This window comes from Mesorhizobium sp. LSJC280B00, assembly GCF_000502835.1.
Taxonomy (GTDB): domain Bacteria; phylum Pseudomonadota; class Alphaproteobacteria; order Rhizobiales; family Rhizobiaceae; genus Mesorhizobium.
Genome location: NZ_AYVL01000015.1, coordinates 88,174 through 113,659 on the forward strand (window position 1 = coordinate 88,174; position 25,486 = coordinate 113,659).

Annotated in this window: 26 protein-coding genes and 1 tRNA gene; 10 read left to right on the forward strand and 17 right to left on the reverse strand. The window is 63.3% G+C overall.

The features are described 5' to 3' along the window. Positions 1–10 precede the first annotated feature (10 nt). The 3 genes from X773_RS60045 to X773_RS60055 are packed head-to-tail and all read right to left on the reverse strand — an operon-like array spanning position 11 to position 1,703. A complete protein-coding gene (locus X773_RS60045) occupies positions 11–592 on the reverse strand; it encodes a cob(I)yrinic acid a,c-diamide adenosyltransferase (RefSeq protein WP_023677949.1) in 582 nt (193 codons plus the stop codon). A 29-nt stretch (positions 593–621) separates the two neighbouring features. After that, a complete protein-coding gene (locus X773_RS60050; protein WP_023677950.1) occupies positions 622–813 on the reverse strand; it encodes a twin transmembrane helix small protein in 192 nt (63 codons plus the stop codon). Between the two features lie 23 nt (positions 814–836). After that, positions 837–1,703, reverse strand: a complete 867-nt coding sequence (locus X773_RS60055; protein ID WP_084641268.1) for an SDR family oxidoreductase — start codon at positions 1,701–1,703, stop codon at positions 837–839. A 57-nt stretch (positions 1,704–1,760) separates the two neighbouring features. Here X773_RS60055 and X773_RS60060 point away from each other — a divergent pair, with 57 nt between their 5' ends. Then, on the forward strand, positions 1,761–2,615 hold the full coding sequence (locus X773_RS60060; RefSeq protein WP_031212039.1) for a YihY/virulence factor BrkB family protein: 855 nt from the start codon (positions 1,761–1,763) through the stop codon (positions 2,613–2,615). On the opposite strand, the gene X773_RS60065 is transcribed toward X773_RS60060, so the two are convergent. Both X773_RS60065 and gluQRS read right to left on the reverse strand, forming a co-directional pair. Continuing rightward, positions 2,582–3,472 carry an EamA family transporter gene (locus X773_RS60065; protein WP_023677953.1) on the reverse strand — a complete coding sequence of 297 codons (891 nt, stop codon included), beginning with the start codon at positions 3,470–3,472 and terminating at the stop codon, positions 2,582–2,584. The genes X773_RS60060 and X773_RS60065 overlap by 34 nt on opposite strands. Positions 3,473–3,621: 149 nt before the next feature. Continuing rightward, a complete protein-coding gene (gluQRS, locus tag X773_RS60070) occupies positions 3,622–4,497 on the reverse strand; it encodes a tRNA glutamyl-Q(34) synthetase GluQRS (RefSeq protein WP_023677954.1) in 876 nt (291 codons plus the stop codon). A gap of 122 nt (positions 4,498–4,619) precedes the next feature. Between gluQRS and X773_RS60075 the strand changes: the two genes are divergently transcribed. Together X773_RS60075 and X773_RS60080 are read left to right on the forward strand one after the other, a co-directional pair. Beyond that, complete coding sequence (locus X773_RS60075) at positions 4,620–5,261, forward strand: DNA-3-methyladenine glycosylase (protein ID WP_023677955.1); 642 nt, start codon at positions 4,620–4,622, stop codon at positions 5,259–5,261. Positions 5,262–5,390: 129 nt separating this feature from the next. After that, the gene (locus tag X773_RS60080; RefSeq protein WP_023677956.1) at positions 5,391–5,948 is read left to right on the forward strand and encodes an HNH endonuclease; all 558 of its coding nucleotides are present in this window, start codon (positions 5,391–5,393) and stop codon (positions 5,946–5,948) included. A 151-nt stretch (positions 5,949–6,099) separates the two neighbouring features. Here the strand turns inward: X773_RS60080 and X773_RS60085 are convergent, their stop codons facing one another. Both X773_RS60085 and X773_RS60090 read right to left on the reverse strand, forming a co-directional pair. Continuing rightward, complete coding sequence (locus X773_RS60085; RefSeq protein ID WP_023677957.1) at positions 6,100–6,618, reverse strand: disulfide bond formation protein B; 519 nt, start codon at positions 6,616–6,618, stop codon at positions 6,100–6,102. A 29-nt stretch (positions 6,619–6,647) separates the two neighbouring features. Beyond that, entirely contained in the window at positions 6,648–7,235 is a 588-nt protein-coding gene (locus X773_RS60090) for a YqaA family protein (protein ID WP_023677958.1), read from the reverse strand. Positions 7,236–7,608: 373 nt separating this feature from the next. Between X773_RS60090 and X773_RS60095 the strand changes: the two genes are divergently transcribed. From X773_RS60095 to X773_RS60105, 3 genes are all read left to right on the forward strand, one after another. Continuing rightward, entirely contained in the window at positions 7,609–9,468 is a 1,860-nt protein-coding gene (locus X773_RS60095; protein ID WP_023677959.1) for an ABC transporter ATP-binding protein, read from the forward strand. A 127-nt stretch (positions 9,469–9,595) separates the two neighbouring features. Then, complete coding sequence (locus X773_RS60100; protein WP_023677960.1) at positions 9,596–10,375, forward strand: CPBP family glutamic-type intramembrane protease; 780 nt, start codon at positions 9,596–9,598, stop codon at positions 10,373–10,375. A gap of 158 nt (positions 10,376–10,533) precedes the next feature. Further along, positions 10,534–10,618: transfer RNA gene (locus X773_RS60105), tRNA-Leu, on the forward strand. 379 nt (positions 10,619–10,997) lie between these two features. Here X773_RS60105 and X773_RS60110 read toward each other — a convergent pair. Further along, positions 10,998–11,429: a helix-turn-helix domain-containing protein gene (locus X773_RS60110; protein ID WP_023677961.1), complete on the reverse strand. Its 432-nt coding sequence runs from the start codon at positions 11,427–11,429 to the stop codon at positions 10,998–11,000. A gap of 150 nt (positions 11,430–11,579) precedes the next feature. Here X773_RS60110 and X773_RS77410 point away from each other — a divergent pair, with 150 nt between their 5' ends. Further along, entirely contained in the window at positions 11,580–12,335 is a 756-nt protein-coding gene (locus X773_RS77410; RefSeq protein ID WP_023677962.1) for an SRPBCC domain-containing protein, read from the forward strand. Between the two features lie 210 nt (positions 12,336–12,545). After that, the gene (locus X773_RS60115; protein WP_245274743.1) at positions 12,546–13,283 is read left to right on the forward strand and encodes an SDR family NAD(P)-dependent oxidoreductase; all 738 of its coding nucleotides are present in this window, start codon (positions 12,546–12,548) and stop codon (positions 13,281–13,283) included. A gap of 94 nt (positions 13,284–13,377) precedes the next feature. On the opposite strand, the gene X773_RS60120 is transcribed toward X773_RS60115, so the two are convergent. The 8 genes from X773_RS60120 to X773_RS60155 form a co-directional block, all read right to left on the reverse strand. Next, the gene (locus X773_RS60120) at positions 13,378–13,584 is read right to left on the reverse strand and encodes a hypothetical protein (RefSeq protein WP_023677964.1); all 207 of its coding nucleotides are present in this window, start codon (positions 13,582–13,584) and stop codon (positions 13,378–13,380) included. 182 nt (positions 13,585–13,766) lie between these two features. Further along, a complete protein-coding gene (locus tag X773_RS60125) occupies positions 13,767–14,243 on the reverse strand; it encodes a hypothetical protein (RefSeq protein ID WP_023677965.1) in 477 nt (158 codons plus the stop codon). A 206-nt stretch (positions 14,244–14,449) separates the two neighbouring features. Further along, positions 14,450–15,058, reverse strand: coding sequence for a hypothetical protein (locus tag X773_RS60130; protein WP_023677966.1), 609 nt, complete (start codon positions 15,056–15,058; stop codon positions 14,450–14,452). A 209-nt stretch (positions 15,059–15,267) separates the two neighbouring features. Further along, positions 15,268–16,548: a GNAT family N-acetyltransferase gene (locus X773_RS60135; RefSeq protein ID WP_023677967.1), complete on the reverse strand. Its 1,281-nt coding sequence runs from the start codon at positions 16,546–16,548 to the stop codon at positions 15,268–15,270. Continuing rightward, on the reverse strand, positions 16,548–17,948 hold the full coding sequence (locus tag X773_RS60140; protein ID WP_023677968.1) for a lipopolysaccharide biosynthesis protein: 1,401 nt from the start codon (positions 17,946–17,948) through the stop codon (positions 16,548–16,550). The genes X773_RS60135 and X773_RS60140 overlap by 1 nt, the downstream gene beginning before the upstream one ends. Positions 17,949–18,345: 397 nt before the next feature. Next, positions 18,346–18,726 (reverse strand): hypothetical protein, encoded by a 381-nt coding sequence (locus tag X773_RS60145; RefSeq protein ID WP_023677969.1) that lies wholly within the window; start codon positions 18,724–18,726, stop codon positions 18,346–18,348. A 162-nt stretch (positions 18,727–18,888) separates the two neighbouring features. Continuing rightward, on the reverse strand, positions 18,889–19,110 hold the full coding sequence (locus X773_RS60150) for a hypothetical protein (RefSeq protein ID WP_051406161.1): 222 nt from the start codon (positions 19,108–19,110) through the stop codon (positions 18,889–18,891). A 67-nt stretch (positions 19,111–19,177) separates the two neighbouring features. Next, on the reverse strand, positions 19,178–19,450 hold the full coding sequence (locus X773_RS60155) for a DUF4242 domain-containing protein (RefSeq protein WP_023677971.1): 273 nt from the start codon (positions 19,448–19,450) through the stop codon (positions 19,178–19,180). Positions 19,451–19,795: 345 nt separating this feature from the next. Between X773_RS60155 and X773_RS79315 the strand changes: the two genes are divergently transcribed. Further along, a complete protein-coding gene (locus X773_RS79315) occupies positions 19,796–20,635 on the forward strand; it encodes a hypothetical protein (protein WP_348625933.1) in 840 nt (279 codons plus the stop codon). Between the two features lie 1,514 nt (positions 20,636–22,149). Continuing rightward, positions 22,150–22,320: a LuxR C-terminal-related transcriptional regulator gene (locus tag X773_RS78170; RefSeq protein WP_245274744.1), complete on the forward strand. Its 171-nt coding sequence runs from the start codon at positions 22,150–22,152 to the stop codon at positions 22,318–22,320. 231 nt (positions 22,321–22,551) lie between these two features. On the opposite strand, the gene secA is transcribed toward X773_RS78170, so the two are convergent. Further along, positions 22,552–25,284: a preprotein translocase subunit SecA gene (gene secA, locus X773_RS60165; RefSeq protein WP_023677972.1), complete on the reverse strand. Its 2,733-nt coding sequence runs from the start codon at positions 25,282–25,284 to the stop codon at positions 22,552–22,554. Between the last annotated feature and the right edge of the window lie 202 nt (positions 25,285–25,486).

Consider the following 25,486-nt stretch of genomic DNA (forward strand, 5'->3'; position numbering starts at 1 on the left):
TCCGGCGGATTCAGCGGTTCTTGCCGGGAACCCATAGCACGTCGGCATTTCCGTTGTCATTGACCGCGCGTGCGGCGACGAACAGAAAGTCCGAGACACGGTTGATGTATCTTATCGCCTCGCGGTTGACGTGCTCGTCCGGGTCTTGCGACAGCGCCACCATGATGCGCTCGGCGCGGCGGGCCACCGTGCGGGCGAGGTGAAGGGCAGCCGCTGCCGGCGTACCGCCGTTGAGCACGAAGGATTTGAGCGGCTCAAGGTCCTTGTTGAGGAGATCGATATCCTGTTCGATGCGGTCGGTCTGCGAGGCGATGATGCGCAACGGCTCGTAGTCGAGCGGCTTGCCATTATCGGGAACTGCCAGATCGGCGCCGAGGTCGAAAAGGTCGTTCTGGATGCGGCCGAGCATCGCATCGATCGCCGGATTTACTGCCGCGGTATGAATGCGGGCCATGCCGATGCAGGCATTGGCCTCGTCGACCGTGCCGTAGGCGTCGATGCGAAGGTCGGATTTCAGCCGCCGCTCGCCAGAGCCGAGGCCTGTGGTGCCATCGTCGCCAGTGCGGGTGTAGATCTTGTTGAGCTTGACCACGGGTTACCTCCCGGCTGGTGGCTGCTGCGTCACTTACGGGTGAAATACACCGCCAGCATGATCAGCACCAAGGCCACGAACTGCAAGAGCACGCGCGTCTGCATCAGCTTGTTGGAGGTCATGCTGGAGCCGCCGCGCATCATGTTGATGAGGCCGCGGATCAGTACGATCACCACGGCGACCATAACGAGAACGGCGAGGATGTTGAAGACGGTTGCCATGGTGTGTTCCAGTTGGATTGCGTTCAGGCGCGTTTGGCGAGCAGACGGTAGAGTGCCGATGACGGCAGGATGCGTTTAAGGATCGCGCCGATGCGGGCCGGCACAGTTACCACATAATGCGGGCGCGGGCGCCGCGACAGAAGCGCATGATGCAAGGCGGAATAAACCACCTCCGGCCCGGGCTTCAGCCGCGATGTGCTGCCGCCGGCCCGCAGCCGTTTGAGTTGCGCCGCATAGGCGAGGCGATGAACGGACTTCTCGTGATCGATATTTGCCAGGAACCACACAAGGCTGTTGCTGGCGATCTTCGATTTCACCGGCCCGGGCTCGATCAGCGAAACATGGATTCCGCTGCCGAGGAGTTCTTGGTAGAGGGACAGCATCAGCCCTTCGATAGCGTGCTTCGATGCCGAGTAGGCGCCGCGAAAAGGCACCGGCGCCAGGCCGAGGATCGACGAGCAATGAACGAGACGACCATGGCCTTGGCGGCGCATCACCGGTACGACACGGCGAGTGAGGTCATGCCAGCCAAAGACATTGGCCTCGAACTGCTGCCGTAAAGCCTCGACCGGCAGGTCCTCGACGGCGCCGGGCTGTCCGTAGGCGCCATTGTTGAAGAGCGCATCGAGCCGGCCGCCGGTCCGTTCCAGCACCGACGCCACCAGCGCCTCGATCGATCCGGGCTCGGTGTAGTCCAGATAAAAGGCCTCGATGCCGTCGGCCTCGAGCGCAGCGATATCTTCGGGCTTTCGGGCCGTCGCGAACACCCGCCAGCCTTCCTTCTTAAGAGCATGGGCGCAATAGGCGCCTATACCGGAAGAGGCACCTGTGACAATGATGGTGCGCAACTCTTCTCCGGGAGGAATGGTGGTTTGACCTAGGGTTGTCATTTACCGCAAACCCTTCCCATATTCGCGGCGTCGGGACAATCGAAGGGAACGCGGTTCTTGTTGCGGAAGATCGTAGCCCTCAAACGCGTCCTCTACGACGCGCTCGGCCATTTCAACACCGACGACGGCTGGGCAATGGCCAGCCATCTGGCGATCACCGCGCTGATGGCGCTTTTTCCTTTCCTGATCTTCGCCACGACGCTGGCGAGTTTTTTCGGCGCGCAGGCTTTCGCCGACACCGCCGTGCACCTTGTGTTCGACACATGGCCCGAGCAGATCGCCAAACCGATCGCGCGCGAGGTGCTCAACGTGCTTACCGTCCGGCGCAGTGACCTGTTGACCTACGGTATCGTGCTTGCCGGATATTTCGCCTCGAACGGCATCGAGGCGCTGCGCACCTCGCTCAACCGGGCCTATCGTGTCTCGGAAACGCGCGGCATCATCTATCGGCGGGTGCAGAGCATCATCTTCGTGCTGATCGCGACGGCCGGGTTTTTGGCCATCAGCGTGCTGCTGGTCTTCGCGCCATTGCTGGCACGGCTGGCCGAGTCGCATTTCGAATGGATAAAACCCTATATGGGCACGATCACGCTGTGGCGTTACGTCATCGCCTCTGTAGTCATCATCGGCGGCCTGTTCGCCGTGCATTTCTGGTTGCCGGCCGGCAAGCGCCGCCTCGTTTCGATCGTGCCTGGCATCATCTTCACGCTGGTCGGCTGGCTCATCGGGTCGACCATCTTCGCCGCCTATCTCGATCATTTCTCGTCCTATGTGACGACCTATGCCGGCCTCGCCTCGATCATGATCGCCGTCGTGTTCCTCTATATCGTCTCAGCGATCTTCATCCTCGGTGGCGAGCTCAACGCCGCGATCAGCCGCTATTTAGAGGCGCGTGCCCGCGTCGGCGGCTGAGCCGTCGCCAGCCCGACGCCGAGCGTCGCGATCGCCATGCCGGCGATCTGGAGCGGGCTCAAGTGCTCACCGAACAATGCCCAGGCGATGACCGCGGTGACAGCCGGCACGAGGTAAAACAGCGAGGCGACCTTCGACATTTCGCCGTCGCGGATCATCACCATCAACAGGAAGATGGCGCCGATCGACAGCACCAGCACGAGCCAGGCCATGGCGAAGATCAGCTCGCCGTTGACGATGACCGTTCGGGTCTCGAAGGCGAGCGAGGCCAGAGCCATCACCGATGCGCCGCCGACATATTGCCAGAACGTGGCAGCCACCAGATCGCCGCCGGAAGCAAAGCGCTTCTGCCAGATGGTGCCGGCGCTCATGCCGAGTACCGAGACCAGCGAGGCGCCCAGTGTCTCGGCCGTCACGCCGCCGCCGAGCGCACCGAGCTTCGGCCAAAGCACGATCACCACGCCGATCAACCCGAGGCCGAGACCGGCCCAGTGGCGCGGCAGGATGGCCTCGCCGAGAAGCCGGCCGGCGAGCACTGCCGTGATCAGCGGCTGCAGGCCGACGATCAGGGCTGAAAGTCCGGCGGGCATGCCCCGGTGGATTGCCCAGAACACGCCGCCGAGATAGATGCCATGCATCAGGATGCCGGCACCGGTCGCGTGCAGCGCCTCATCGCGGGTGGCGCGGCTCGAACCAAGTGCGGCCATCAAAGCGACAAGCAGGATTGCGGCCAGGACAAAGCGCGCGGCCAGGAACGTAAAGGGCTCCGCCCACGGCATGGCATAGCGCGCGCCGATGAAGCCGGTCGCCCACAGGACGACGAAAGAGGCGGGGATGAACCGCTTGAGGCTGTGCATTTCCGGAGGCCGCGATGAATTCGGGTGAGGGATCGACTGCGGCGACTGCTTAATGCCGTTCGGGCCGGCAAGCAAAACCAAACGGTTGATCCATAGAGTCATTTGAATTGAAGGAGCGCCGTTGATGGCCGCGAGCTCACCGGTCTAGTCTAGAGACCGACCAGCCGCTTGAGATCGGCGGGCGATGCGCCCGCCTTACGCTGGGCGGCAAGGCCGGTATCGCCAAGGCTCTTCGACAGTTTTCGTCCGTCCGGGCCGAGGATCAGGCGATGGTGAAAATAGGCCGGCTGCGGCAGGCCAAGCAGTTGCTGAAGCAGCCGCTGCACGCTGGTCGCGGAATAAAGGTCCTGGCCGCGCACGACATGGCTGACGCCCTGCAGCGCGTCGTCCATGGTGACGGCGAGGTGATAACTGGTCGGGATTTCGCGGCGCGCCACGACCACGTCGCCCCAATCCTGCGGATGGGCTTCGATACGACGCGTCGCGGAGAGCGTCTCGTCCGTGTGTTCGGCCCATGACAGGTCCTTGCCGGCGCGCGCTATTGCCGCATCGACGTCCAGCCGCCAGGCAAATGGCACATTTTCGGCGACGCGCCGCTTGCGTTCGCTCGCTGTCAACGCCTTGTCGGCGGCGGGATAGAGAGGCACGCCGTCCGGGTCGCGCGGCCAGTCGCGGCCACGCTTCTCGCTGTCGGCGATAAAGGCGCGGATCTCACTTCTGCTCATGAAGGCCGGGTAGACAAGTTCTTCCTTGATCAGCCGCTCGAGCATCGCCCGATATTCGGCAAAATGCTCGGACTGGCGGCGCACCGGTTCCTCCCAGCCAAGCCCCAGCCATTTCAGGTCGCGAAAAATGCCTGCCTCGAATTCCGGCGTGCAGCGTGTCGTATCGATATCCTCGATGCGCAGCAGCAGGCGTCCGCCCGCCGCCTTTGCCAATTTCTGATTGAGCAGCGCCGAATAGGCATGGCCGAGATGCAGTTCGCCGTTCGGGCTCGGCGCGAAGCGGAATGTCAGCAGTGTCATTGTCCGGCGGCAATCGGGTTGTGTGGCGCTTTCGCCAATTGCTACTTTGCGCCGGCGGCGTCGTGCGTCCAGAGGGACACGTGACGAAGCGTGCGGCACTTTTGATTTTGGAACAAGCAGACATGCAACGCATCGCCAGTCTCGACGACATTGCGCAAGGGCTGGATAGGCTATGCTTGCTCGACCCACGCCTGGAAAAAGTGCGCGGCATGGCCGGCGAGGTGCCGCTCAGGCTGTCGGAGCCGGGGTTCAGGAGCCTTGCCTCGATCGTCGTTTCACAACAAGTGTCCCGCGCGAGCGCCGATGCCATCTTCGGCCGGCTGACGAGACTGCTCGATCCGCTGACGCCGCAGGCGATACTTGCCGCCGACGAGGCGATCTTTCGCGAGGCCGGGCTGTCGCGGCCCAAGCAGCGCGGCCTGGTTGCCGTCGCCCGGGCGGTGGCCGAGGGACTCGACCTCGATCACCTGTGCCGGCTCGATGCAAGCGAGGCGATCGCGGCCATGACCAAGGTGCCGGGCATCGGCTCGTGGACGGCTGAAGTCTACCTTTTGTTTGCCGCCGGACACCCAGATATCTTTCCGGCGCGCGACGTTGCATTGCAGAGCGCGGTCGGCCATGCACTCGGCATCGACCCGCGTCCGCCGGAGAAAATGCTGATCCGGCTTGCCGAATCATGGAGCCCGTGGCGCGGCGTCGCATCGCGGCTTTTCTGGGCTTATTATCGCGAATTGAAGGGCAGGGATGCCGCGCCTCCGGCCTGAATCCGCAAAAAAGCATTGAAATCATGCGTTTTTGAGACCCGGCATGATCGACAATCCGCTTCACATCCCTGTCATGTCGGGCTTACAGTATCCGCGTCGACCGGTTCTAGGGTGAAGGAGGTCAACGACGTGACGGTTGCCGTATCTCCGGATGGGCTTCCAGCGCTGGTGCTGAATGCGGATTACCGTCCGCTCAGCTATTACCCCCTGTCGCTCTGGTCCTGGCAGGATGCCATCAAGGCGGTGTTCCTCGAGAGGGTGAACATCGTCGCCGAATACGAACACGCCGTCTCTTCACCGACCTTTTCGATGAAGCTGCCGAGCGTCGTCAGCCTGAAGGCTTACGTGAAGCCGTCGAGGCATCCGGCGTTTACCCGTTTCAACGTCTTCCTGCGTGACCGTTTCCAATGCCAATATTGCGGCACGCCGGACGATCTGACGTTCGACCATGTCATTCCTCGCCATCGCGGCGGCGCCACGACCTGGGAGAATGTCGTCGCTGCCTGCTCGCCCTGCAATCTGAGGAAGGGCGGCATGATGCCGGCCCACGCCAAGATGTGGCCGCTGCAGAAGCCCTACCAGCCGACGGTGCATGATTTGCATAATAACGGCCGGCTGTTCCCGCCCAACCATCTACACGAAAGCTGGATGGATTATCTGTACTGGGATGTCGAACTTGAGCCGTGAGATCATCCGATAATTCGGGAGGCTGGCCGTCTGAAGCGATTGTCTGCGCTTCCGATGCTCACGGACCAATGTCCGCTCCGCTTCGGTTCTCGACAATCACTCCACCCGACTCAGCCTGCCGAATTCTTGGATGATCTCATGTCGCGCTAAATCAGTCGCGGGCAAAGGCGCCGCGGAAGGCGACGACTGCCAGGACAAAGCTGGCGATGGCGTTCCAGCCGGCCAGCGACAGGCCGAGGATGCGGAGCGCCGCCTTGTCGCAGGAGGGCGGGACGAATTTGTCGAGCGCATCGAGCACGCCCTTGCCGCCGGTGTCCACCGGCCCGGCGGCTGCGGTGCAATCGGTCGGGCCTGGCCACCACGCCCATTCGACGCCGGAGTGATAAACGCCGAGATAGACGCCGTAGAGCATCAGCAGGCCGCCAACAGCCAGCAGGCCACGGCTTACCCAGGCTGGCGCGTGAAGAGCCGACGCAAGCACCGCCAGCAGCATCAAGGGCACGCCGACGTAGTAAGGCGTGCGCTGCTCGAGGCAGAGCTTGCAGGGGATATAGCCGCCGAGATACTGGAAGGCCAGCGCCGAGCCGACCGTGGCGGCCATGGCGACAGCGAGAAACAGGGCGGTGCGCAGCCGCTGGCGTCCGGTATCGGCATTCACGGTCGCTGTCATCGGACTCAGTCCATTCGGTTCGATGTCGTTCAGACGGCGTATTTGACGACGATATAGAGCAAAATCAGGGCAGCGGCGGCGGCGCCTGCAATCTGGCCAAGGCGCTTTTCGATGAAGTGGCGGATCGGCTCGCCATAGCGGCGCAAGAGCCAGGCGAGAAACAGGAAGCGAGCACCGCGCGCCACGATTGCCAGCACGATGAACAGCAGCAAAGGAACACCGATGACGCCCGACAGGATCGTCACAACCTTGATCGGCGGCAGATGGGCGAGGCCGGAGGTGACCAGCATCAGGATGATGAAGCCGACACCCGATGAGACGCGCATCGCTTCGAACTCGTCATATTTGCCATAAAATTCGAGGATCGGCCGCGCCACCGCATCATAGGCATAATGGCCGATGAACCAGCCGGCGATGCCGCCCAGCACCGAGGCGACGGTGGCGACCAGCGCGTAACGATAGGCGCGATCCGGCCGTGACAGCGCCATCGGCAGATAGAGGACGTCGGCCGGCACCAGGAACACCGAGCTCTCGACGAAGGCGATGAAGGCCAGCCACCATTCGGCGGATTTGCTCGCCGCCAGCGACAAGGTCCAGTCGTAAAGTCCGCGAAGCATCGGCACTCCTAATGCACGCCCAAACCAGAAGCGGTCTTGGGATCACGACATGTACAAACAAGACTTGGAAGCGCCCCGCATCAACCTCGTCGGACAAGGTGCGCTTCAATGACATGCGCCGCCTGTCTAGAAAGATTTTCCGCGCTGCACAATGGCAGCTGCTTCACGAAATCGAAAGGCTGAGGCTTGAGCGAGCCCAGATGTCGGGATTTGGCCAGTTGACGAGCAAGCCATGGCGTCGAACACTTGCCCGCTGAAGTGCGTCAAGGCAGTTTCCAATTACATCGTGGGTTTTCCGGTCGAACACGATCCGTGTTTAAATACCGGCGATTCCTGTCGCATCCTCTCTCCCTGCTTCGCCCTTTGCGCCGCCATGTCGTTGTCTGATTTCATTTATCGCCCCTTTGAGAAGCTCATCCGTCCGCTGGATATTCCACCCGCGCCGCTGCCTGCGAGCGGGCCGTTTGCACTGCTCCTGCATTTTGCGCGGATGTTCCGCGGCACCCTTGCGGCCATTACCGTCCTGATGATGGCGGTCGAGGGGATCAACCTTGCGACGATTTGGGGGGCCTCGTTCGTCGTCGATGGGGTGAGCGCGAAGGGCGCGGCGGTTTTCCTGCAGGAGGACTGGCCGACGCTGGTCGTGCTCGGCGTGCTGGTTTTCCCCGTGCTGCCGTTGCTCATCTTCGTGGGCAATGCGCTGAACTCGCAGACGGTGGCCGTATGCATGCCGGCGGCGATGCAGTGGCAGGGCCACAAGGCGGTGGAACGTCAGGATCTTGCCTTCTTCCACGACCTCTTCGCAGGTCAGGTGGCGTCGCGCATTTCGCAAGTCGCATCCGCCGTGCAGCAGCAGATCGTCGTGGCCTTCTACAGAATACCGCTGTTTCTGGTGCAACTCGTCGGGTCGCTCGTTCTGCTTGGCGCGTTGTCCTGGCCGCTGGCGCTTCCGGTTTTCCTCTGGATCTCCGCCAACATCGCCATTGCGGTGGTGGCGGTACCCCAATATTCCGAACGGTCGCGCCGCTCGGCGCGGGGGCGAAGCCTCGTGGTCGGCGCCATGACCGACCTCTACAGCAACATTCAGATGGTCAAGCTGTTTGCGGCGGAAGACAGCGAGGCGGGCGCGATGCGGACCGTGATGGAAAACGCCATCGAGACCCAGCAGCGCGAAAGGCGCATCTATCTGACGACCGATATGGGCGTCGTCCTGCTCAACGTTGCCCTCTTTCTCACCAACGTTGCCATAGGGCTCTGGGGATTTGTCGCCGGCTTCGTCACGGTTGGTCAGTTCGCCGCTTCGATCGCCATCGTGCAGCGGCTCAATGCCAACTCCCGTGCCTTCCTGCAGATGGGCCAGCAGATTTTCCAGGCGGTGGGCACGATCCGCGACGCAATGCCGGTCGTGACGACGCCGCCGACCATAAAAGACGCGCCTAACGCCAAGCCGCTCGACGTCACGGCCGGCGAAGTCGAGTTCAAGAACATCCAGTTCGAATACCGCGAGGGGCAACGGGTGATCGAAGACCTGTCGCTCACCGTGCGCGCCGGCGAGAAGGTCGGGCTCGTCGGCCTCTCCGGGGCCGGCAAGTCGACCCTTGTCAGCCTGCTCCTAAGGTTCTTCGAGCTGAAGGGCGGCGCGATCCTGATCGATGGGCAGGATCTCCGCAGCGTGACCCAGGCCAGCCTTCGGGAGAGCATCGGCGTCGTCACCCAGGACGTCTCACTGCTGCATCGCTCCGTCGGCGACAACATCCGTTATGGCCGGCCCGATGCCCCGCCGGAGGCGTTGGAGCGCGCCGCGATGCTGGCCGAGGCCGACGGCTTCATCGCCGATCTCAGAGATGGCGAAGGCCGCACCGGCTACGACGCTTTCGTCGGCGACCGCGGGGTGAAACTTTCCGGCGGCCAGCGTCAGCGCGTCGCGATCGCCCGGGTGTTGCTCAAGGACGCGCCAATCCTGGTTCTCGATGAGGCGACGTCCGCATTGGACATCGAGGCCGAGGCGGCGGTCCAGGACAAGCTCGCTCTTCTGATGGAAGGCAAAACTGTGATCGCCATCGCCCATCGCCTGTCGACGATTGCCAGGATGGACCGGATCGTCGTCCTCGACAAAGGCCGCATCGTCGAGGAGGGAAAACCATCGGCGCTGCTGGAGCGCGACGGGCTCTATGCCCGACTGTGGAAGCTTCAGACCGGCGGCTATATTGCCGACGCCCTCGAGGAGATGTGAGCCGCCCTCGGTGATGATGTTTTTGCTCATGGCCGGCTCGATACATTCTGCTTTCACTCCGGAAACCGGACTTGGCTGAACTCGTTTCCACCATAACGTTCGGAAGCCGATCCCAACTTCATCGATCATGAGCGAAGCCATAATCCCGAACTCCCGTGCCGCCATTCTCGAGCGGCGATCTGCCGGCGCGCTGACATGGTCCGGCCCCGCCCTGATGTTGTTCGCGCGGTCGGCTTTCGCTGTTGCCGCGCAGGGCCTGGTTGCGGCCGTGTACGCTGCGCACGGTTCGGCGACGCCCTGGCGCGACGCAGGGGCTTGGCTGCCGGTATACGGCAGCTTGATCGACGCGGGCTGCCTTGGACTCCTTTGGTGCCTTGCGCGGCGCGAGGGCATCACGTTGCTCGATTTGGTCGGTTTCGATCGCAACCGCTTGGGGCGCGATCTGTTGTTGGGCGTTGCGCTCATCCTCCCGAGCCTCGTTTTCATCTACGTTGGGATCACCGCCAGCAGCCCGTTGGTCTATGGCAACCCTGACGCACCGCAAATATACGGACCTTTGCCGCTCTTGCCTGCGCTCTACGGGGTGCTGATCTTTCCGTTGGTCTGGGGCATTACGGAGCAGACCACCTATAACGGCTATCTTCTGCCGCGTTTCCAAGTCTTGTCGGGAAGCACGGGATTTGCCGTTGCCGTCGTAGCGTTTTCCTGGTCGTTTCAGCATGCGGTGATGCCGCTGACGTTCGACCCACACTTCATGCTCTACCGGCTCTTGGCACCCATCGCGCATTCGACATTCATCACCCTCGTGTACCTGCGCGTGCGCCGCATCCTGCCGCTGGCGGCAGCGCATTGGCTCATGGATGGGGCGTCGGTATTCATCGGCATTCTGTGGCCGCTGTTGCGGTAGAAGGGTTCAAACGGGCTGAGATGCCCACTTTAGACCGAAGCCTCCGATCGACGAAATCGAAAGCCTGGGTTTGAGCTACATGGGGTCTCGGGAATTGGCCAGTTGACGAACAGGCCTCCAACCGTATAGTCCGCGCCCATCCAGGCCGCCCGGCCTGAGCCCCTATGGCGGAATTGGTAGACGCGCTCGACTCAAAATCGAGTTCCGCAAGGAGTGCTGGTTCGATCCCGGCTAGGGGCACCACTTTTTAAATTCCGACGCGACTTCTTATTAAACCTAATGGCGTGGATGGGATCGTCCAGCGACGCGCCCGACCGTGGCCGAATGATTGCACCTTGCCTGCTGCCGCGAGCTGCTCGAGCTTCCGCTGAACGGTGCGCGGACCAGCCCCAAGCGCAAATCTGGCGTTCCTCACCGCACGCGATCAGGCGTGCCGCGGTCCCGCAAAAAGACGTTGCCGCAAAGTCGATCGCTGCCCGACGGACATGTTTCCTCCCGCGAACTACCCACCAGACCCGGCCCACGGATGCAACCTCGGGAGGTGAGATATGCGGTAACATTATGGCACGATGCGAAACAGCTTCGTCTTGGATCGTGCTGCGGGCCGGAGCCGCCGCCGTGCCTAGCGCAGGGCCGCCACGACGTCGGCGAAGTCGGCCCGCTTGCCATTGCCGGCGCGACGCAATTGCACCTCGACCGGCTTGCCGTCGGATTGGTCGCAGTAGACGATGGGTCCGGGCCGCACCCATTTGTCGCCCCACTCGGTCAGCGCGATAATGACCGTTTTGAATTCCAGCCCCTTCCGGGTCAGGACGTAGTCGGCCTGCTCGCCGGCGGCACCCGTGCGACGGTCCATCAGGCCGGCCTCGACGAAATCCTCGAGGCGCTTGGCCAGAATGTTGGTGGCGATCCCCAGGCTCTTCTGGAATTGCGAAAAGCGCGTGCAGCCGCCGAATATCGCGTCGCGCAGGATCAACAGGCTCCAGCGCTCGCCGACCAGTTCCAGGGCGCGTGAGGCCGAGCAGTTTTGTTTTTCATAGAGACGACCAAGCATGGTGTGAACATACCCTATTGACTTGCATCATGCAAGTATGCATTGTACTTGCATGATGCAAGCGACAGAGGTCGAGAGAGCGTCGCTCCACTTCATCGCCCGAGATTTCGGGTGTCCATCAACCAATCAGATCTAGACAGGAGATATGTTATGAAAAAGGAAGAAGATTACACGACGTCATTCGTCGTTAAGCAAAGCCCCGAAGAGGTTTTTGCCGCGGTTGTCAATCCGCGAGCCTGGTGGTCGGAAGATATAGATGGCGATACCAACAAGCTCGGTGCGATATTCTACTATCATTTCAAGGATATCCACCGCGGCACATTCAAGGTCACGGAGCTTGTGCCTGGCAAGAAGGTCGTCTGGCACGTCGTCCAGAACTACTTCAACTTCGTCAAGGATGCGACCGAGTGGACCGGCACGGACGTGGTCTTCGAGATCGCGCCGACCGAAAAGGGGACCGAGCTGCGTTTCACCCATGTCGGGCTGACGCCGAGTGAAGAATGCTACGATGTCTGCCATGACTCGTGGCGCTTCTATGTCGCGAGTCTCCGCGACCTGATTTCGACGGGCAAGGGGCAACCCAACAAGGGCGAAGAGAACGCCAACCCAACGGTTGTGCCGCAAAACGAGGACCTCGGCGCCGTCGAGCGCAAGGCGGCAGGCGATGGCGCCGGGATGATCGTCATGACGACGGCAGCGGCGAAGCCTGGCATCGAAAGCAAGGTGCGGAATGCCCTGCGGGACGTGGCGGGGCGGCCCGCAAGCAAAGCGGGTGCATCGACTATAGCGTCTTTCGCTCGGAGGCAGAGCCCAACGTTACCATCTGCGTCGAGCGCTGGGCATCGAAGCAGGAGCGCGACGCTTTTCTACGCTCGGCGGACGCGAAGAATTTCGTTTCGGCCATAACCGGCGCCTTCCTGGAGCGGCCTTCGCCGATCTCCTACACGACGTTGGAAGTCGGGTCCTAGTTGCAAGGTTCGCCCGGCGACGGCGCCGGCTGCCCTGGAGCAATGCAATGGGGAGACGGCGTCCAAGCGTGTGAACAGAAAACCATAGCCTACTTGCATGATGCAAGAACGAATAGCTTGTATTTATGCAAGAGGAGGAGAGATCGCCGTGCCGAAATCGATGGAAGTCACAAACAAAGCCGTTCTCGTGACCGGGGCCAATCGCGGCCTCGGCAAGGCGCTGGTCGAGGAAATATTGAGGCGGGGTGCCAAGCGCGTCTATGCCGGCGCGCGCAAACCGCTCGCCCACGCGGATCGGCGCGTCACGCCGCTGATCCTGGACGTGACCGATGCGGTGCAGATTGGGGCGGCTGTCGAGCGGATCGGGTCTCTCGATATCCTCATCAACAACGCCGGCATCGGGCTCTACGACGATCTTGGCGATCGTGCTGCGCTCGAGCGACACCTCGCCGTCAACCTGCTCGGCGTGCATGGCGTAACCCACGCATTCCTGCCGCTGCTCACGCATTCGCGCGGCGCCGTGGTCAACATCCTGTCGGAAGCGGCTCTCGTTCCCTTCCCGATCATTCCGTCTTACTCACTATCGAAGGCCGCCGCGTTTTCCATGACGCAATCGCTGCGTGCTCTCGCCGGCGCTCGTGGCGTGAGCGTTCATGCAGTCCTGTCCGGTCCCATAGACACCGACATGAGCAGAGACGCCGATATACCGAAGAGCTCCGCGGAGAGCGTCGCGAAAGGCATCCTGGACGGCATGGCGCGAGGGGAAGAGGAAATCTTCCCTGATCCAAAATCGGCATCCATGGCCGAGAGCTGGCGCGGAAGCGCGTTCAAAGCGCTCGAACGCCAGATGGCGGCCTTCGTCCAAGCCATGCCCGCCAAGCCATAGGCGACCGCCGCCATCGATGCGCTGCCAGCATTTGCAATTCAGCGCCCCACAGTGGAGCGGAACGTCATGCTGTTGAACGCAACTTCCCCGGTTTTCACCAGCGGATCACGATGACTTTGTCGGTCCCGTTGGCGAGTTCGACAGCTTCGGTGCCATCCGGTTTGCGGCTTTGGATTCTGGCGCTCTCGACAGCTTCAACGCCAACAACGTTGACTGCAAAGGCTTCATCGATTTCGGCGGCACAGACCAAGGTGTCCGGCGGCAGGTCCTTTACTTGATCCAACAACTCGCGAAGCTTCATGGTCGAATCTCCTTGGCGATAGCAGGAATGAGCAGCACGCTTTCGCCGCACATTCGGAACCATGTCCCTTGAGAAAGGTTCCCGATGAGGTGGAGATGCCGCAGAATGGGACGAACACGGCGATCCGCCCGTCGCGATGATGTGAACGCGCCGTGCGAAGCATCTGTCTCAAATCCCTGTCCCTAATGCTGCCGGCGCAATTCCTTGTTGATCATGCCGCCCATCGCTAGACCGACCGCCATCACCGCAAAAGTCGCCGCGATAGATCGCTTCGGCAGCACCGTCTCCCAACCTGGCGTCAACCGCTTCGGCACGAAGCCATAATCTGTTGCCGCGGCAATGGCCGCTGCCGCCAACGCATCGCGAAATATCAGAAGCGACGGACGCGACGGCCTCGAGGCGAGCCATAGTTCGAAAAGGAATGCCCAGAAGATGGAGGAAGCGTGATGCGTGCCATAGCCGACGAGCGTGTGCGCCACGTCACCGCGCCGCACCGACGCGGCCTGTTCGCCGTAGAGCCAGTGGCTGGTCGCATTCGTGGGCTGCAGGGCGCCTTTGCCTTCCCGCCTGGCAAGCAGGGCCAATGCAGCTGTCGTGGCGAAGCTGACGATCGTACCCGAAACGGCTGCGGACAATCCTGTCCGGATCAGACTTTTCACTTGGTCCTCCGTCGTTTCGCGGTCGGCTCCTTGGAACGCCTTTGTGAATTCGCGGCAGTGTCGTGATTGCCAAAACGGCAAAACGAGTCCGAAGTTCCGGGAACGGACTTTTGGTTGGACGTTATCCCAGGAGCGTCCTCCGGGATAACGCCTTTGAAGTCCGGCTGCCTTTCCTCGCAAGCTACGGATCGTACCCTGAGCCGCTATTACATCGGCCCCGGCACCATCTTGGTCGGCTGCTCAGGCATCGGAAACGGATAGTTGTCGCATTTCACGTCCGGGTTCGTCGGGCTGAACATTCCGAGCGGGTTGTCCTTGAACAGCCAGGCGTGAAGGTCGTAGTGGTGGAACTCCTTCGGGATGAGCGGGTAATGCCCCTCCATCGGCCCCTGGAATGTCTGGCCGAAGAGCTTCGGCGGCTCCTTTGTGTCCGGCGTCAAGGGCACGAGCCATTCCGCGCCGACTAGGCGCAATTCGCCGCCGACCGGCTCATAGATCAGCACATTGGGGCGCGTCGGATCCGCCGTCGGGCCGACAGTCGTGACGTTGACGAAATGGATGCCCATCGCGCCCTTCGGGTAGTCCATCGCCCCCTCTACCTTTTCGCCGCTGTAGAAGACGCATCCTACCGTCGATAGATAAAGCTCGCGAATGGCAACCTTGTAGTCTTCATACCTGGACAGCGATTTACGCAGGGCATCGATCTCGGCTTTGTCGGGTTCGGCCGCCCGAGGAGTGGCGGCGTTCAGACACGCGCCAACGAGACCTGCCAAGGTGAGGATACCGACACGCCTGAGGTGAGTTGTTTTCATCATGCATTCCTCCCAGATTTTTTCTTCTGGCCGTGCAGGACCGAGGCGGCAGTGGTGCTGGACGCGCGGCCGTAATTGATCGCCTCATCCCGGTTGGGACTGCGTCGATGCTAATCCTTTCCGCTGATCGGGAGAATTAACCCTGACGACCTAGGCCCGAGAGAGCCGACGGTGCAGAGACGGACGGTCGGGCCCACTTTGGACCCGATACTCTACCGCCGGCGCAGCAGGCTCCTCATCCGGTTGCGCAGCAGGCGCGCCATGTTGCGGGTCTCGCGATAGAGGTGAAGCTGCGAGGCCGCCTGGCGGGCGGGGCGGTCGGCGTCCGGCGTCAGCCCGATCACCAGCGTGCCCATCGGCTTGCGTTCGCTCCACAGCCGGCTCATCACCGGATGGTCGGGCACCGCGCAGGAATCGGTCATCATGATGTTGGGGTCGTCGAGATGCTGCCTGGTCACCTCGATCATCAGCAGCGTGCCCGGCGAATAGGCAGCGAGCGTCTCGTCATAGGCGGTCTTCCAGGTGTAGGCGACGCCCGCCTCGACGAAGACGACCAGGCAGGCGATGGTGCGGCCGTCGAGCGTCAGCGAATGGATGCGGCAGAGATCCTGCTCGGCCAGCCGGTGCACCGCTTCGCGGGCGAAGGCGGCGCGGTAGCGGTCGATCGCCATGGCGGTGCGCTCGCGGCCTTTCCAGCCGGCTGCCTCCAAAGTCAGGAAATTTTCGATGGCATGGCGGATCTCGTCCGGCCCGCGCGCCACGACATGCTCCAGCCGGCCGAGGTCGGCGAGGCGGCGCTTCAGGCGGCGGAACTCGCGATAATGGTGCGCGCGCAGCGAAGCCTTCAGATACTCCTCGCCGTCGAGCTCGCTTTCGAGCACCGGGCGGTCGGCCTTGCCGGTGGTGACCAGCGTCAGGCCGCGCGTCTCGGCGACGCTGGCGAGCAGGCTCGCCACCGGGCCGTCCAGCCTTATGTCGGGCAGCACGAAGACTTTCGGCAGCTTGAGATGCGGCCTGGACAGCATCGCGAAGAAATCCTCGATGACGCCGATCGGATCGTCGCGGTCGACCAGGGGCGTGCCGATCGGGCCGAACGGGCTCGACCAGGTGCGCATGACGGGAACCCCGAGCGGCACCACCGGTCGCTCGACCGAGAACGGCACCAGCAGGCGCAGCCGGTTGCGATACTGGTCACCGTCCCGGATGACGGCCAGCCGCACCTCGCGGTCCTCGAGCCTGGGCATGGCCGGCGCCAGGAAGCGCGGATTGAAGAAGACGTTGGGCTCGATCGTGCGGGTACAGAGATAGTCGAGCTCCTCGACCAGGTCGAAGCCGGCGGAGGCCGGATAGATGGCAAGCTTGCGCTCGGGCCGGTTGTTGGCGAGGATCTCGACATGGGCGGGATCGGCTTCGCGGGCAAGCCCGGCAAGGCCGGACACCATGGCGCCGGCCGGGCCGCCGCTGGTTTCCTCGAGCAAGGGGACGGCAGCCATCAGGCAGCTCCTTTGGCGGGCACGAAAATGACCATGGCGATGCCGAGCTTGCGCCAGACCGTAAAGGACAGCGCGCCGGCCTCGAAGATCATGGCGAAGACAGTGGCCATCGCCGCGCCCCACAGACCGAAGAGCGGGATCAGCACGACGCTAAGCGCGATGTTGAAGGCCAGCGTCATGGCATAGACGGCGGCACAGATGTTCTGGTTGCCGCTCATGGTGAGCAGGCTTTCGCAAGGGCCGACGGCGGCCCGCGCGACGACGCCGAACACCAGCAGGAACAGCAGCGGATAGCCGGCGGAAAATTCCGGGCCGAACAGGGTCAGCATCGGCTCGCCCAGGGCCAGCACGAGCAGCGCCATCGCCAGCGACGGCCAGAAGGTCCACGACACGGTTTCGCGGGCGAAGGCGGCGAGCTTTTGAGGCTCGCCATGGGTGAACTGCGCATAGCGCTGGGCGACGCCGGCCTTGACCGCGAAATAGACGAAATGCACCAGCGCCAGCGTCTTGACGGTGGCGAAATAGACGGCGACGTCGTTGGGATCGAGATAGGCGCCGACCATCAGCACGTCGGCATTGGTGAGCAGGAAGAAGAAGCTCTCGACCAGGAAGATCGGCAGCGAGACGATGAACCATTGGCCGAAATGCAGCTTCATCGGCCCGGCGGGGATTCTTTTGTCGATGCGCGAGGTGACGCCGACGAGCTGACCGAGCGTGGTGGCGTAGGTGGCGGCGATCGCGGCGAAGATCGCCGTTCTGGCGTCCGGCGCGTAGCCCGCCAGCAGCATCAGCGCCATGAACGCCAGGATCAGCAGCGGCCGCACCAGGAATGTCGGCGACAGCGCAAACAGCGCCCAGGAATTGGCCCGCGCCAGCCCTTGCAGCAGGTCGGACATGGCGATCATCGGCAGGCAGATGATGCCGAGGATGAACGGCACGACATAATAGTTCTCGATAAAGGGCGACAGTAGCCAGACGCCGAGCGCGCCGAGGCCGGCGATCACCGTCGAGGCAATCAGCACGAACAGCCGGCTGGCCCGCACGATGCCGCGCAATTCGGCCATCATGCCGCGCTCGCGATATTCGGGAATGAAGCGGATGATCGAGGTGTGGAAGCCGAGGCAGGCGAGATTGCCGACGATGACCATCGTCACCCACACGAGCACGAAAATGCCGTATTCGAACGACCCCATCCAGCGCGCCATCAAAACCTGACTGACGAAGGCGATGACGGCGCTGACGATGCGGACCGAAAAGGCGATCAGCGACATGCGGCCGGCCTCGCCGCGCGCGCCGGCGCTGAACAGGACGGCATCGATCAGGCCAAGCAGCGGCGTGATGCGCAGCGCAAGGCGCTGCGGCAGGAACCGCCCGGCTGTCGTCGCCGCGGAAAAGCGCACCCCGATCACACTCCGTTTTCCGCCAATTTACAGGGGCTTGGTGTAGCGGAGACACATTAAGAAACGGTTGGGTGGGAGTGGAGGCGGGGCGATGGAACGCCGGCCATCGACCTTATCGACGGCGAGACCTGCTGAAGGAGCAGAAGATCGGCGTGCGGGTGAAGATGGTCGAGGAAGTGAGCGTAGATGACGTGGCGTTTGCGGAATTTTAGCTGGTCACGCCGGCGGGACAGCGCCCCCCTCTGGCCTGCCGGCCATCTCCCCCTCAGGTGGGGAGATTGGCTAGTCGCCAAAGACCGGCGCTGCCCTCATCCGGCCCCTCGGGCCACCTTCTCCCCGTAGAACGGAGAGAAGCAAGGCGCATTATTCGGCGCGTCGAACCCGGACCGATCCTCGCCTACATACCCTTCATCGCATCGCAGGACACGTTCGGGTTCATGTCCGCGAACGCGCCGGTCGGGTTGCCCTTCCAGGCCCAGACATGCAGCTCGTAGAACGGGCCGAGGCCATAGCGGTTGGGCGCGCTGTTGAAGTTGAACAGATGTCCATCGAGCGAGGCCGGGCCTTTCGACGTGATGTATTCGACCGCGATCAGTTTTAGCGTGCCGTCGGCCATCGGCTCGTACATNGCGGTCGCCGCCGCCACATTCTCGAAGCGGCTGTTGGCCGCGCGTACCATGTCGGCCAGCGGATTGCCGTCCTTTGCCTGGGCCGCGGTGGCGGCGATCGACAGGATGGCCAGGGCGGCAAGGCGCCCGGTGCAAAGATTGATGTTCATGTTCTCTCCGGTTGTTTGAGGACGCGCACCGATCGGGTCTGCTCAACGCTGCGGCGTCCGTTGGAATTTTGCGAAACAGGTCGCTCGTCCTGTTTTCATGTCGGCCGCAATGATGCGGCCGGTTGCACGCCTTGTTTCAGCCCGTCCAAACGGCGCGGCGTACTAATGGTCCCACCAATAATATTCCCAGTATTCGCGCCGCTGCTCGCGGTCGGGCAGTCCCATGTCCTGCCTCAGATAATCGTCTTGCGGGGGCAGCCGGCGCCGCCTGCCCAGCAGACGCGAAGGCAGCGCCGCCGCGATCCGCCATAGACGGCCAAGCAGGGAACCGCCGGGGTTTCCCACGACAGGCGCCGGTTCGCCGACCGGCATGCCATCAGGCATGTCGCAATTGCCGCGAAGGGCAGTTTGATGCTCATCCTTTTGTCCGCCACTTGGGGTTTGCCTGCCATCAACGGTAAAAGTAGGGGTCAAGAACCCGCACCTCCGTGATCTTGTCGACAGGCAGCGAATTCTTCTGGGCGGTGCTGCGGATCGCCTCGGGCGAGGGCGCGTCGTAGATGCAGAAGCTGCGCTTCTTGTCCGGCGACACGTAGGACTGCAGCCAGGTAACGCCCTTTTCGGCATTGCGCATGACGACACCGCCCAGCGCGTCGGCGCCGGCTTCGTTCATCGGCACGTTGAGGCCGTCCGGGAATGTGCGTTCAATCAGATAGCGAGGCATCGAAGCCTTCCTTTCTCCAGTGGGTCATGCCCGGTTTGAGCGCGGCTCGACATTGATCACGCCCGGCCAGAGCGCACATCGGAACCTTTCCCCATTTTTGGCGGGACGATTCCCTATGTTGGCAGCGTTATGGACGGGAGATATGTTGGCGGGTCCATCGCGGGTCCGCCTTTTCGGCGAACTCGATCTCCGTGAGCGAATGATGCTTCTGGAACGGCAGACACAGCTGGAGCGACTCGACGGGCTGCTGGCCGATGCCGGGCGCGGCCGTGGCTGCGTCGCGGTGCTTGCTGGCGAGGCCGGGGCCGGCAAGACCGCGCTTGTCGAGCCTTCATCGACCGGACTGTGCAAGCCACGCGCATATTCCGCAGTGCCTGCGAGGATCTGTCGATACCCTATCCGCTCGGGCCGCTCTACGATCTGGCGCGGGACGCGCAATGGGCGCTGCCGCAGGCGATCGATCATCGGCAAGGACAGAGGCTGCCGCTGTTTTCGGATGCACTCGAAATCTTCGAGACGAAGGCGCAGCCGACCCTGTTGGTGATCGAGGACTTGCACTGGGCCGATGATGCGACGCTCGATTTCGTCCGCTTTCTCGGCCGGCGCATCGCCAGCAGGCATCTCTTGCTGCTGCTGACGGCGCGCACCGATCGCAGCGAGGGACAGATGCGGGTGCGCCGCGCGCTCGGCGAGATACCGGCAGGCAGCGTCGCGCGCATCGACGTGCCGCTGCTCAGCGAGTCGGCGGTGCTGTCGCTGGCCGAGGCGGCGGGGCGTGATGGCGATGCCATCTACCGGGCGACGGCGGGCAACGCCTTTTTCGTCACCGAACTGTTGTGCAGCGGATGCGAGGAAAAAACGGCGCTGCCGGCAAGCGTGCGCGNAACGCCTTTTTCGTCACCGAACTGTTGTGCAGCGGATGCGAGGAAAAAACGGCGCTGCCGGCAAGCGTGCGCGACGCGGTTCTGGCGCGCGCCGAGCGCCTGTCGGCCGGCGCCCGCTCGATGCTCGACGCGGTGTCGGTGTTCCCACGCCGGGCCGACGCCTGGGCGTTGCAAGGCCTGTGCGGCGTCGCCAGTGCCGGCCAGCTTGCCGAATGCGTCGCCAACGGCTTGCTGGAGGATCTGGGCGATGGCTATGCGTTCCGCCACGAGATCGCCCGCCGCGCCATCGAGGCGATGTTGACGACGAGCCACAGGCGGCAGTTCAACCAGCGCGCGCTGGCTGCCCTGCTCGAAAACAGTGAGGTCTCCACCGGCCGCCTCGTGCATCACGCGGTGGAGGCGCACAATCTGCAGGCAGTGCGCGAACTGGCCCCGGTTGCGGCGCGCGAGGCCTCCCGCGTCGGCGCCCATCGCGATGCGGCCGGCTTCTATGAAGCCGTGTTGCGGCAGGCCGACAGCCTGCCGGTGGAGGAGCGCACGGCGCTCTATGAGAAATATGCCTTCGAGTGCCACCTCATCGGCAAGATCGACGAGGCCATCGCCGCGCAGGACCAGGCGCGCCGGCTGCATCAGGCCCAGGGGAATACGGCGAAGGAAGGGGATTGCCTCAGATGGCTGTCGCGCTTTGCCTACCTGCTTGGCGACCGCATGGCTGCCGATGCCCTTGGCGAGCAGGCGGTTCAGCTGCTGGAGACCGCGCCGGCCGGGCCGGAACTCGCCATGGCCTATTCCAACCTCTCGCAACTGGCGATGCTGGCCGAAAGGCTCGACGACACGCTGCGGCTCGGCAACAAGGCGATTGCGCTCGCCGAACAACTGAACCGGCCCGACATCGTCTGCCACGCGCTCAACAATGTCGGCAGCGCCGAGCAGTGGCTGGATCTGGCAAATGGACGGCTGCACCTTGCCCGCAGCCTGGAGATCGCGCTGGAGCAGAATTTTCAGGAACATGCGGCGCGCGCCTTCACCAACAGCGCCTGCAGCGAGATGAACCAGCTCGGCTTCGCTGACGCGCGGTCGTTCCTCGATCGCGGCATCAACTATTGCGTCGAAAACGACCTCGTCACCTGGCGCGACTATATGCGCGGCGTGCTGGCGCAGCTGCTGCTGCGCCAGGGGCAATGGGAAGAGGCTGCCGCCGAGGCACTCGAGGTGATCGCCAACGAGCAGGCGACGATGCTGGTCCGCCATCCCGCCGTGGTGGCGATGGCAAAGCTGCGCGTGCGGCGCGGCGATCCTTCCGCCGAGCCGCTGCTTGCCGAAATGGCGCGGTTCCTCGAAAAGGGATCGGAATTGCAGCGGCTGGCGCCCTATGCGGCACTGATGGCCGAGCGGGCATGGCTTGGCCAGGGCGACCGGGAGGAGGCGTTCGGCCTGATCGCGCTGGCCGAGAGCCTGTCGACGACACGGGCGGTCTTCGGCGAGCTGGCGATGTGGCGGCAGAAGCTGGCGCCGGACCTCGATCCCGGCGACACCATCGGCATGGCCGCGCCCTACCGGCTGCTGCTCGCCGGCGACTGGCAGGCGGCGGCAGAACTATGGGCCGAGATGAACGCGCCCTACGAACGCGGGCTGGCGTTGGCAGAGGGCGACGAGACCGCGCAGCGCTCGGCACTGGAGATTTTTGAGAGCCTCGGCGCCAGGCCCGTCGCCGTTCACCTGCGCGACACCATGCGGCGCAACGGGGTCAACCGTATTGCAAGGGGGCCGCGCCAAACGACGCGTGCCAATCGTGCCGGCCTGACCCAGCGCCAGATGGAGGTGCTGCAACTGATCGAGCGCGGCTTCTCCAACAAGCGGATCGCCGAGCAGCTGACAATTTCGCCGAAGACGGTCGATCACCACGTCTCGGCGGTTCTGGGCAAGCTGGACGCGGTTTCGCGGGGTGAGGCGACGGCCGCGGCACGCGATTCAGGGCTGATTTGAGAAGCGAATAAATCAAAGGCCGGCGATCCTTCGCGCCCCCCTCTGCCCTGCCGGGCATCTCCCCCACGAGGGGGAGATTGGCAGTTTCGCCGCTTGCGACTATTTCTTTAACCTTGGTGATTGGCGAAAACCAATGTGACGTCCGATCTCCCCCCAAGTGGGGGAGATGTCCGGCAGGACAGAGGGGGGCGCTGTCCCGCAGAGCTACCAAATGAGCCGAAATCGCGCCGCTTACGCAAACGCCCCATGGCAATGCTTGTATTTCTTGCCCGAACCACAGGGGCAAGCCTCGTTGCGGCCGACCTTGCCCCAGGTCGCCGGGTTCTTCGGGTCGCGGTCTTCGGGGGCGACGATGGCGTTGGTCTCCTGGCGGACCAGCACGGCCGTCTCGCCGCCTTCGAAATCGTCTTCGCCGGTGAAGCCGTCGATGTGGCTGCCGAACATGTCGGGCGCCTCGGGCGGCGGCGCATCGGCCGCCTGGCGGACCAGCTCGACGCGCATCAATTGCGCGGTGACGGCCTGGCGCAGATTGCCCAGCATCGCCTGGAACAGCTCGAACGCTTCGCCCTTGTACTCCTGCAGCGGATCGCGCTGCGCATAGCCGCGGAAGCCGACGACCGAGCGCAGATGGTCGAGATTGACGATGTGCTCGCGCCACAGATGGTCGAGCGTCTGCAGCACCACCGAGCGCTCGACATAGGTCATCACGTCGGGGCCGAAGCGCTCGGCGCGTTCCTTGGCGGCGGCCTCGGCGGCCTGGCTGACGCGCTCGCGGATGTCGTCCTCGGCGATGCCTTCTTCCTTGACCCAGTTCTCGACCGGCAGATCGAGATTGAGGAATTCGGCGATCTCGGCCTTGAGGCCGGCGACGTTCCACTGCTCGGCATAGGCGTTTTCGGGAATGTTCTTGGCGACGATCTCCTCGATGACGCCTTCGCGCATCTCGGTGATGGTCTCGGACAGGCCTTCGCCGTCCATCAGCTCGATGCGCTGTTCGAACACCACCTTGCGCTGGTCGTTGGAGACGTCGTCGTATTTCAAGAGGTTCTTGCGGATGTCGAAGTTGCGCGCCTCGACCTTCTTCTGCGCCTTTTCCAGCGCCTTGTTGATCCAGGGGTGGATGATCGCCTCGTCTTCTTTGAGGCCGAGCTTCTGCAGCATGCCGTCCATGCGCTCGGAACCGAAGATGCGCATCAAATCGTCCTGCAGCGACAGGAAGAATTTCGAGCGGCCCGGATCGCCCTGGCGGCCCGAGCGGCCGCGCAACTGGTTGTCGATGCGGCGCGATTCATGGCGTTCGGTGGCCAGCACGTAGAGGCCGCCGGCGGCGAGCGCCTTTTCCTTCAGCCGGGCGATGTCGTCGCGGATTTCCTTTTCCCTGGCCTCGCGCTCGGGGCCGGCCGGCATGTCGCCAAGCTCCTCGGCGATGCGCATGTCGGCATTGCCGCCGAGCTGGATGTCGGTGCCGCGGCCGGCCATATTGGTGGCGATGGTGATGGCGCCGGGCTTGCCGGCCTGGGCGACGATCGCCGCCTCGCGCTCGTGGTGGCGGGCGTTCAGCACCTCGAAATCCTTGAAACCTTCCTTGCGCAGGCGTTCGGCCAGCTGCTCGGACTTCTCGATGGAAGTCGTGCCGACCAGCGTCGGCTGGCCCTTGGCGCGGGCTTCCTTGATCTCCTTGACGATCGCCTTGTATTTCTCCTCGACCGTCCGGTAGACCTCGTCGTCTTCGTCAATGCGGATGACCGGCAGGTTGGTCGGGATCTCGGTGACGTCGAGATTGTAGATGTTGGCGAATTCCTCGGCCTCGGTCAGCGCCGTGCCGGTCATGCCGGCGAGCTTCTTGTAGAGGCGGAAATAGTTCTGGAAGGTGACCGAGGCGAGCGTCTGGTTCTCCGGCTGGATCGCCACATGCTCCTTGGCTTCGAGCGCCTGGTGCAGGCCCTCCGAATAGCGGCGGCCGGGCATCATGCGGCCGGTGAACTCGTCGATGATGACGATCTCGCCGTTGCGCACGATATAGTCCTTGTCCCGCTGGAACAGCCGGTGCGCCTTCAGCGCGTTGTTGACGTGGTGGACGATGGCGACGTTCTCGACGTCGTAGAGCGACTCGCCCTTGAGCAGGCCGGCATCGCGCAGCATGTTCTCCAGCTTCTCGGTGCCTTCCTCGGTGAAGATCGAGGTCTTCTGCTTCTCGTCGATCTCGTAGTCCTGCGGCTGCAGCTGGATGATGAAGGTGTCGATGGTGTTGTACATTTCCGAACGGTCCTCGAGCGGACCGGAAATGATCAGCGGCGTGCGGGCTTCGTCGACCAGGATGGAATCGACCTCGTCGACGATGGCGTAGCTGTGGCCGCGCTGCACCATCTGGGCGCGCTCGTATTTCATGTTGTCGCGCAGATAGTCGAAGCCGAGCTCGTTGTTGGTGGCGTAGGTAACGTCGGCGGCGTAGGCGACGCGGCGCTCCTCGTCGGACAGGCCGTGGACGATGACGCCGACCTTAAGGCCGAGGAATTTGTAGACGCGGCCCATCCATTCGGAGTCGCGCGTGGCCAGATAGTCATTGACGGTGACGACATGGACGCCGTTGCCGGCGAGCGCGTTGAGGTAGACCGGCAGCGTCGCCACCAGCGTCTTGCCTTCGCCGGTGCGCATCTCGGCAATGCCGCCATTGTGCAGCACCATGCCGCCGATCAGCTGCACGTCGAACGGCCGCATGCCGAGCACGCGGCGGGCGGCCTCGCGCACGGTGGCGAAGGCCGGCACCAGGAGGTCGTCGAGGCTGGCGCCGTTGGCGATGTCCTGGCGGAATTTGTCGGTGCGGGCCTGAAGCTCGGCGTCGGAAAGCGCCCGCATCTCGTTTTCCATGGCATTGATCGCCTCGACGCGCGGCCGGGTCGATTTGACCCGACGATCGTTGGAGGAGCCGAAAACCTTACGGGCGAGACCGCCGAGACTGACCATCCAATGGCCCTTTCGATAGCATTCCAAGTCATTGCGACGGGCGCCGGCCGGCCCCATCAACTCCACGTGAACGCGGACAAACGCAAAAAGCGCCCGGAAAACGGTTCTGGACGCAAAGTCGTTGGACAGATAAGAGGGGGCTCATTCGATGTCAACGCCGCGCTCGCCCTGTCGACCGCGCCAAATTCCGCCACAATCCTGC

Excerpts from the sequence above, each read along its gene's own strand:
- X773_RS60135 (WP_023677967.1), bottom strand. The coding sequence starts at position 16,548 with ATGGCTGCCGTCCCCTTGCTCGAGGAAACCAGCGGCGGCCCGGCCGGC.
- X773_RS60150 (WP_051406161.1), bottom strand. The coding sequence starts at position 19,110 with ATGCCTGATGGCATGCCGGTCGGCGAACCGGCGCCTGTCGTGGGAAAC.
- X773_RS77410 (WP_023677962.1), top strand. The coding sequence starts at position 11,580 with ATGAAAAAGGAAGAAGATTACACGACGTCATTCGTCGTTAAGCAAAGC.
- X773_RS60065 (WP_023677953.1), bottom strand. The coding sequence starts at position 3,472 with ATGCACAGCCTCAAGCGGTTCATCCCCGCCTCTTTCGTCGTCCTGTGG.
- X773_RS60120 (WP_023677964.1), bottom strand. The coding sequence starts at position 13,584 with ATGAAGCTTCGCGAGTTGTTGGATCAAGTAAAGGACCTGCCGCCGGAC.
- X773_RS78170 (WP_245274744.1), top strand. The coding sequence starts at position 22,150 with ATGGAGGTGCTGCAACTGATCGAGCGCGGCTTCTCCAACAAGCGGATC.
- X773_RS60095 (WP_023677959.1), top strand. The coding sequence starts at position 7,609 with ATGTCGTTGTCTGATTTCATTTATCGCCCCTTTGAGAAGCTCATCCGT.
- gluQRS (WP_023677954.1), bottom strand. The coding sequence starts at position 4,497 with ATGACACTGCTGACATTCCGCTTCGCGCCGAGCCCGAACGGCGAACTG.
- X773_RS60050 (WP_023677950.1), bottom strand. The coding sequence starts at position 813 with ATGGCAACCGTCTTCAACATCCTCGCCGTTCTCGTTATGGTCGCCGTG.
- X773_RS60055 (WP_084641268.1), bottom strand. The coding sequence starts at position 1,703 with ATGACAACCCTAGGTCAAACCACCATTCCTCCCGGAGAAGAGTTGCGC.
- X773_RS60090 (WP_023677958.1), bottom strand. The coding sequence starts at position 7,235 with ATGCTTCGCGGACTTTACGACTGGACCTTGTCGCTGGCGGCGAGCAAA.
- X773_RS60085 (WP_023677957.1), bottom strand. The coding sequence starts at position 6,618 with ATGACAGCGACCGTGAATGCCGATACCGGACGCCAGCGGCTGCGCACC.
- X773_RS60155 (WP_023677971.1), bottom strand. The coding sequence starts at position 19,450 with ATGCCTCGCTATCTGATTGAACGCACATTCCCGGACGGCCTCAACGTG.
- X773_RS60075 (WP_023677955.1), top strand. The coding sequence starts at position 4,620 with ATGCAACGCATCGCCAGTCTCGACGACATTGCGCAAGGGCTGGATAGG.
- X773_RS60110 (WP_023677961.1), bottom strand. The coding sequence starts at position 11,429 with ATGCTTGGTCGTCTCTATGAAAAACAAAACTGCTCGGCCTCACGCGCC.
- secA (WP_023677972.1), bottom strand. The coding sequence starts at position 25,284 with ATGGTCAGTCTCGGCGGTCTCGCCCGTAAGGTTTTCGGCTCCTCCAAC.
- X773_RS60100 (WP_023677960.1), top strand. The coding sequence starts at position 9,596 with ATGAGCGAAGCCATAATCCCGAACTCCCGTGCCGCCATTCTCGAGCGG.
- X773_RS60130 (WP_023677966.1), bottom strand. The coding sequence starts at position 15,058 with ATGATGAAAACAACTCACCTCAGGCGTGTCGGTATCCTCACCTTGGCA.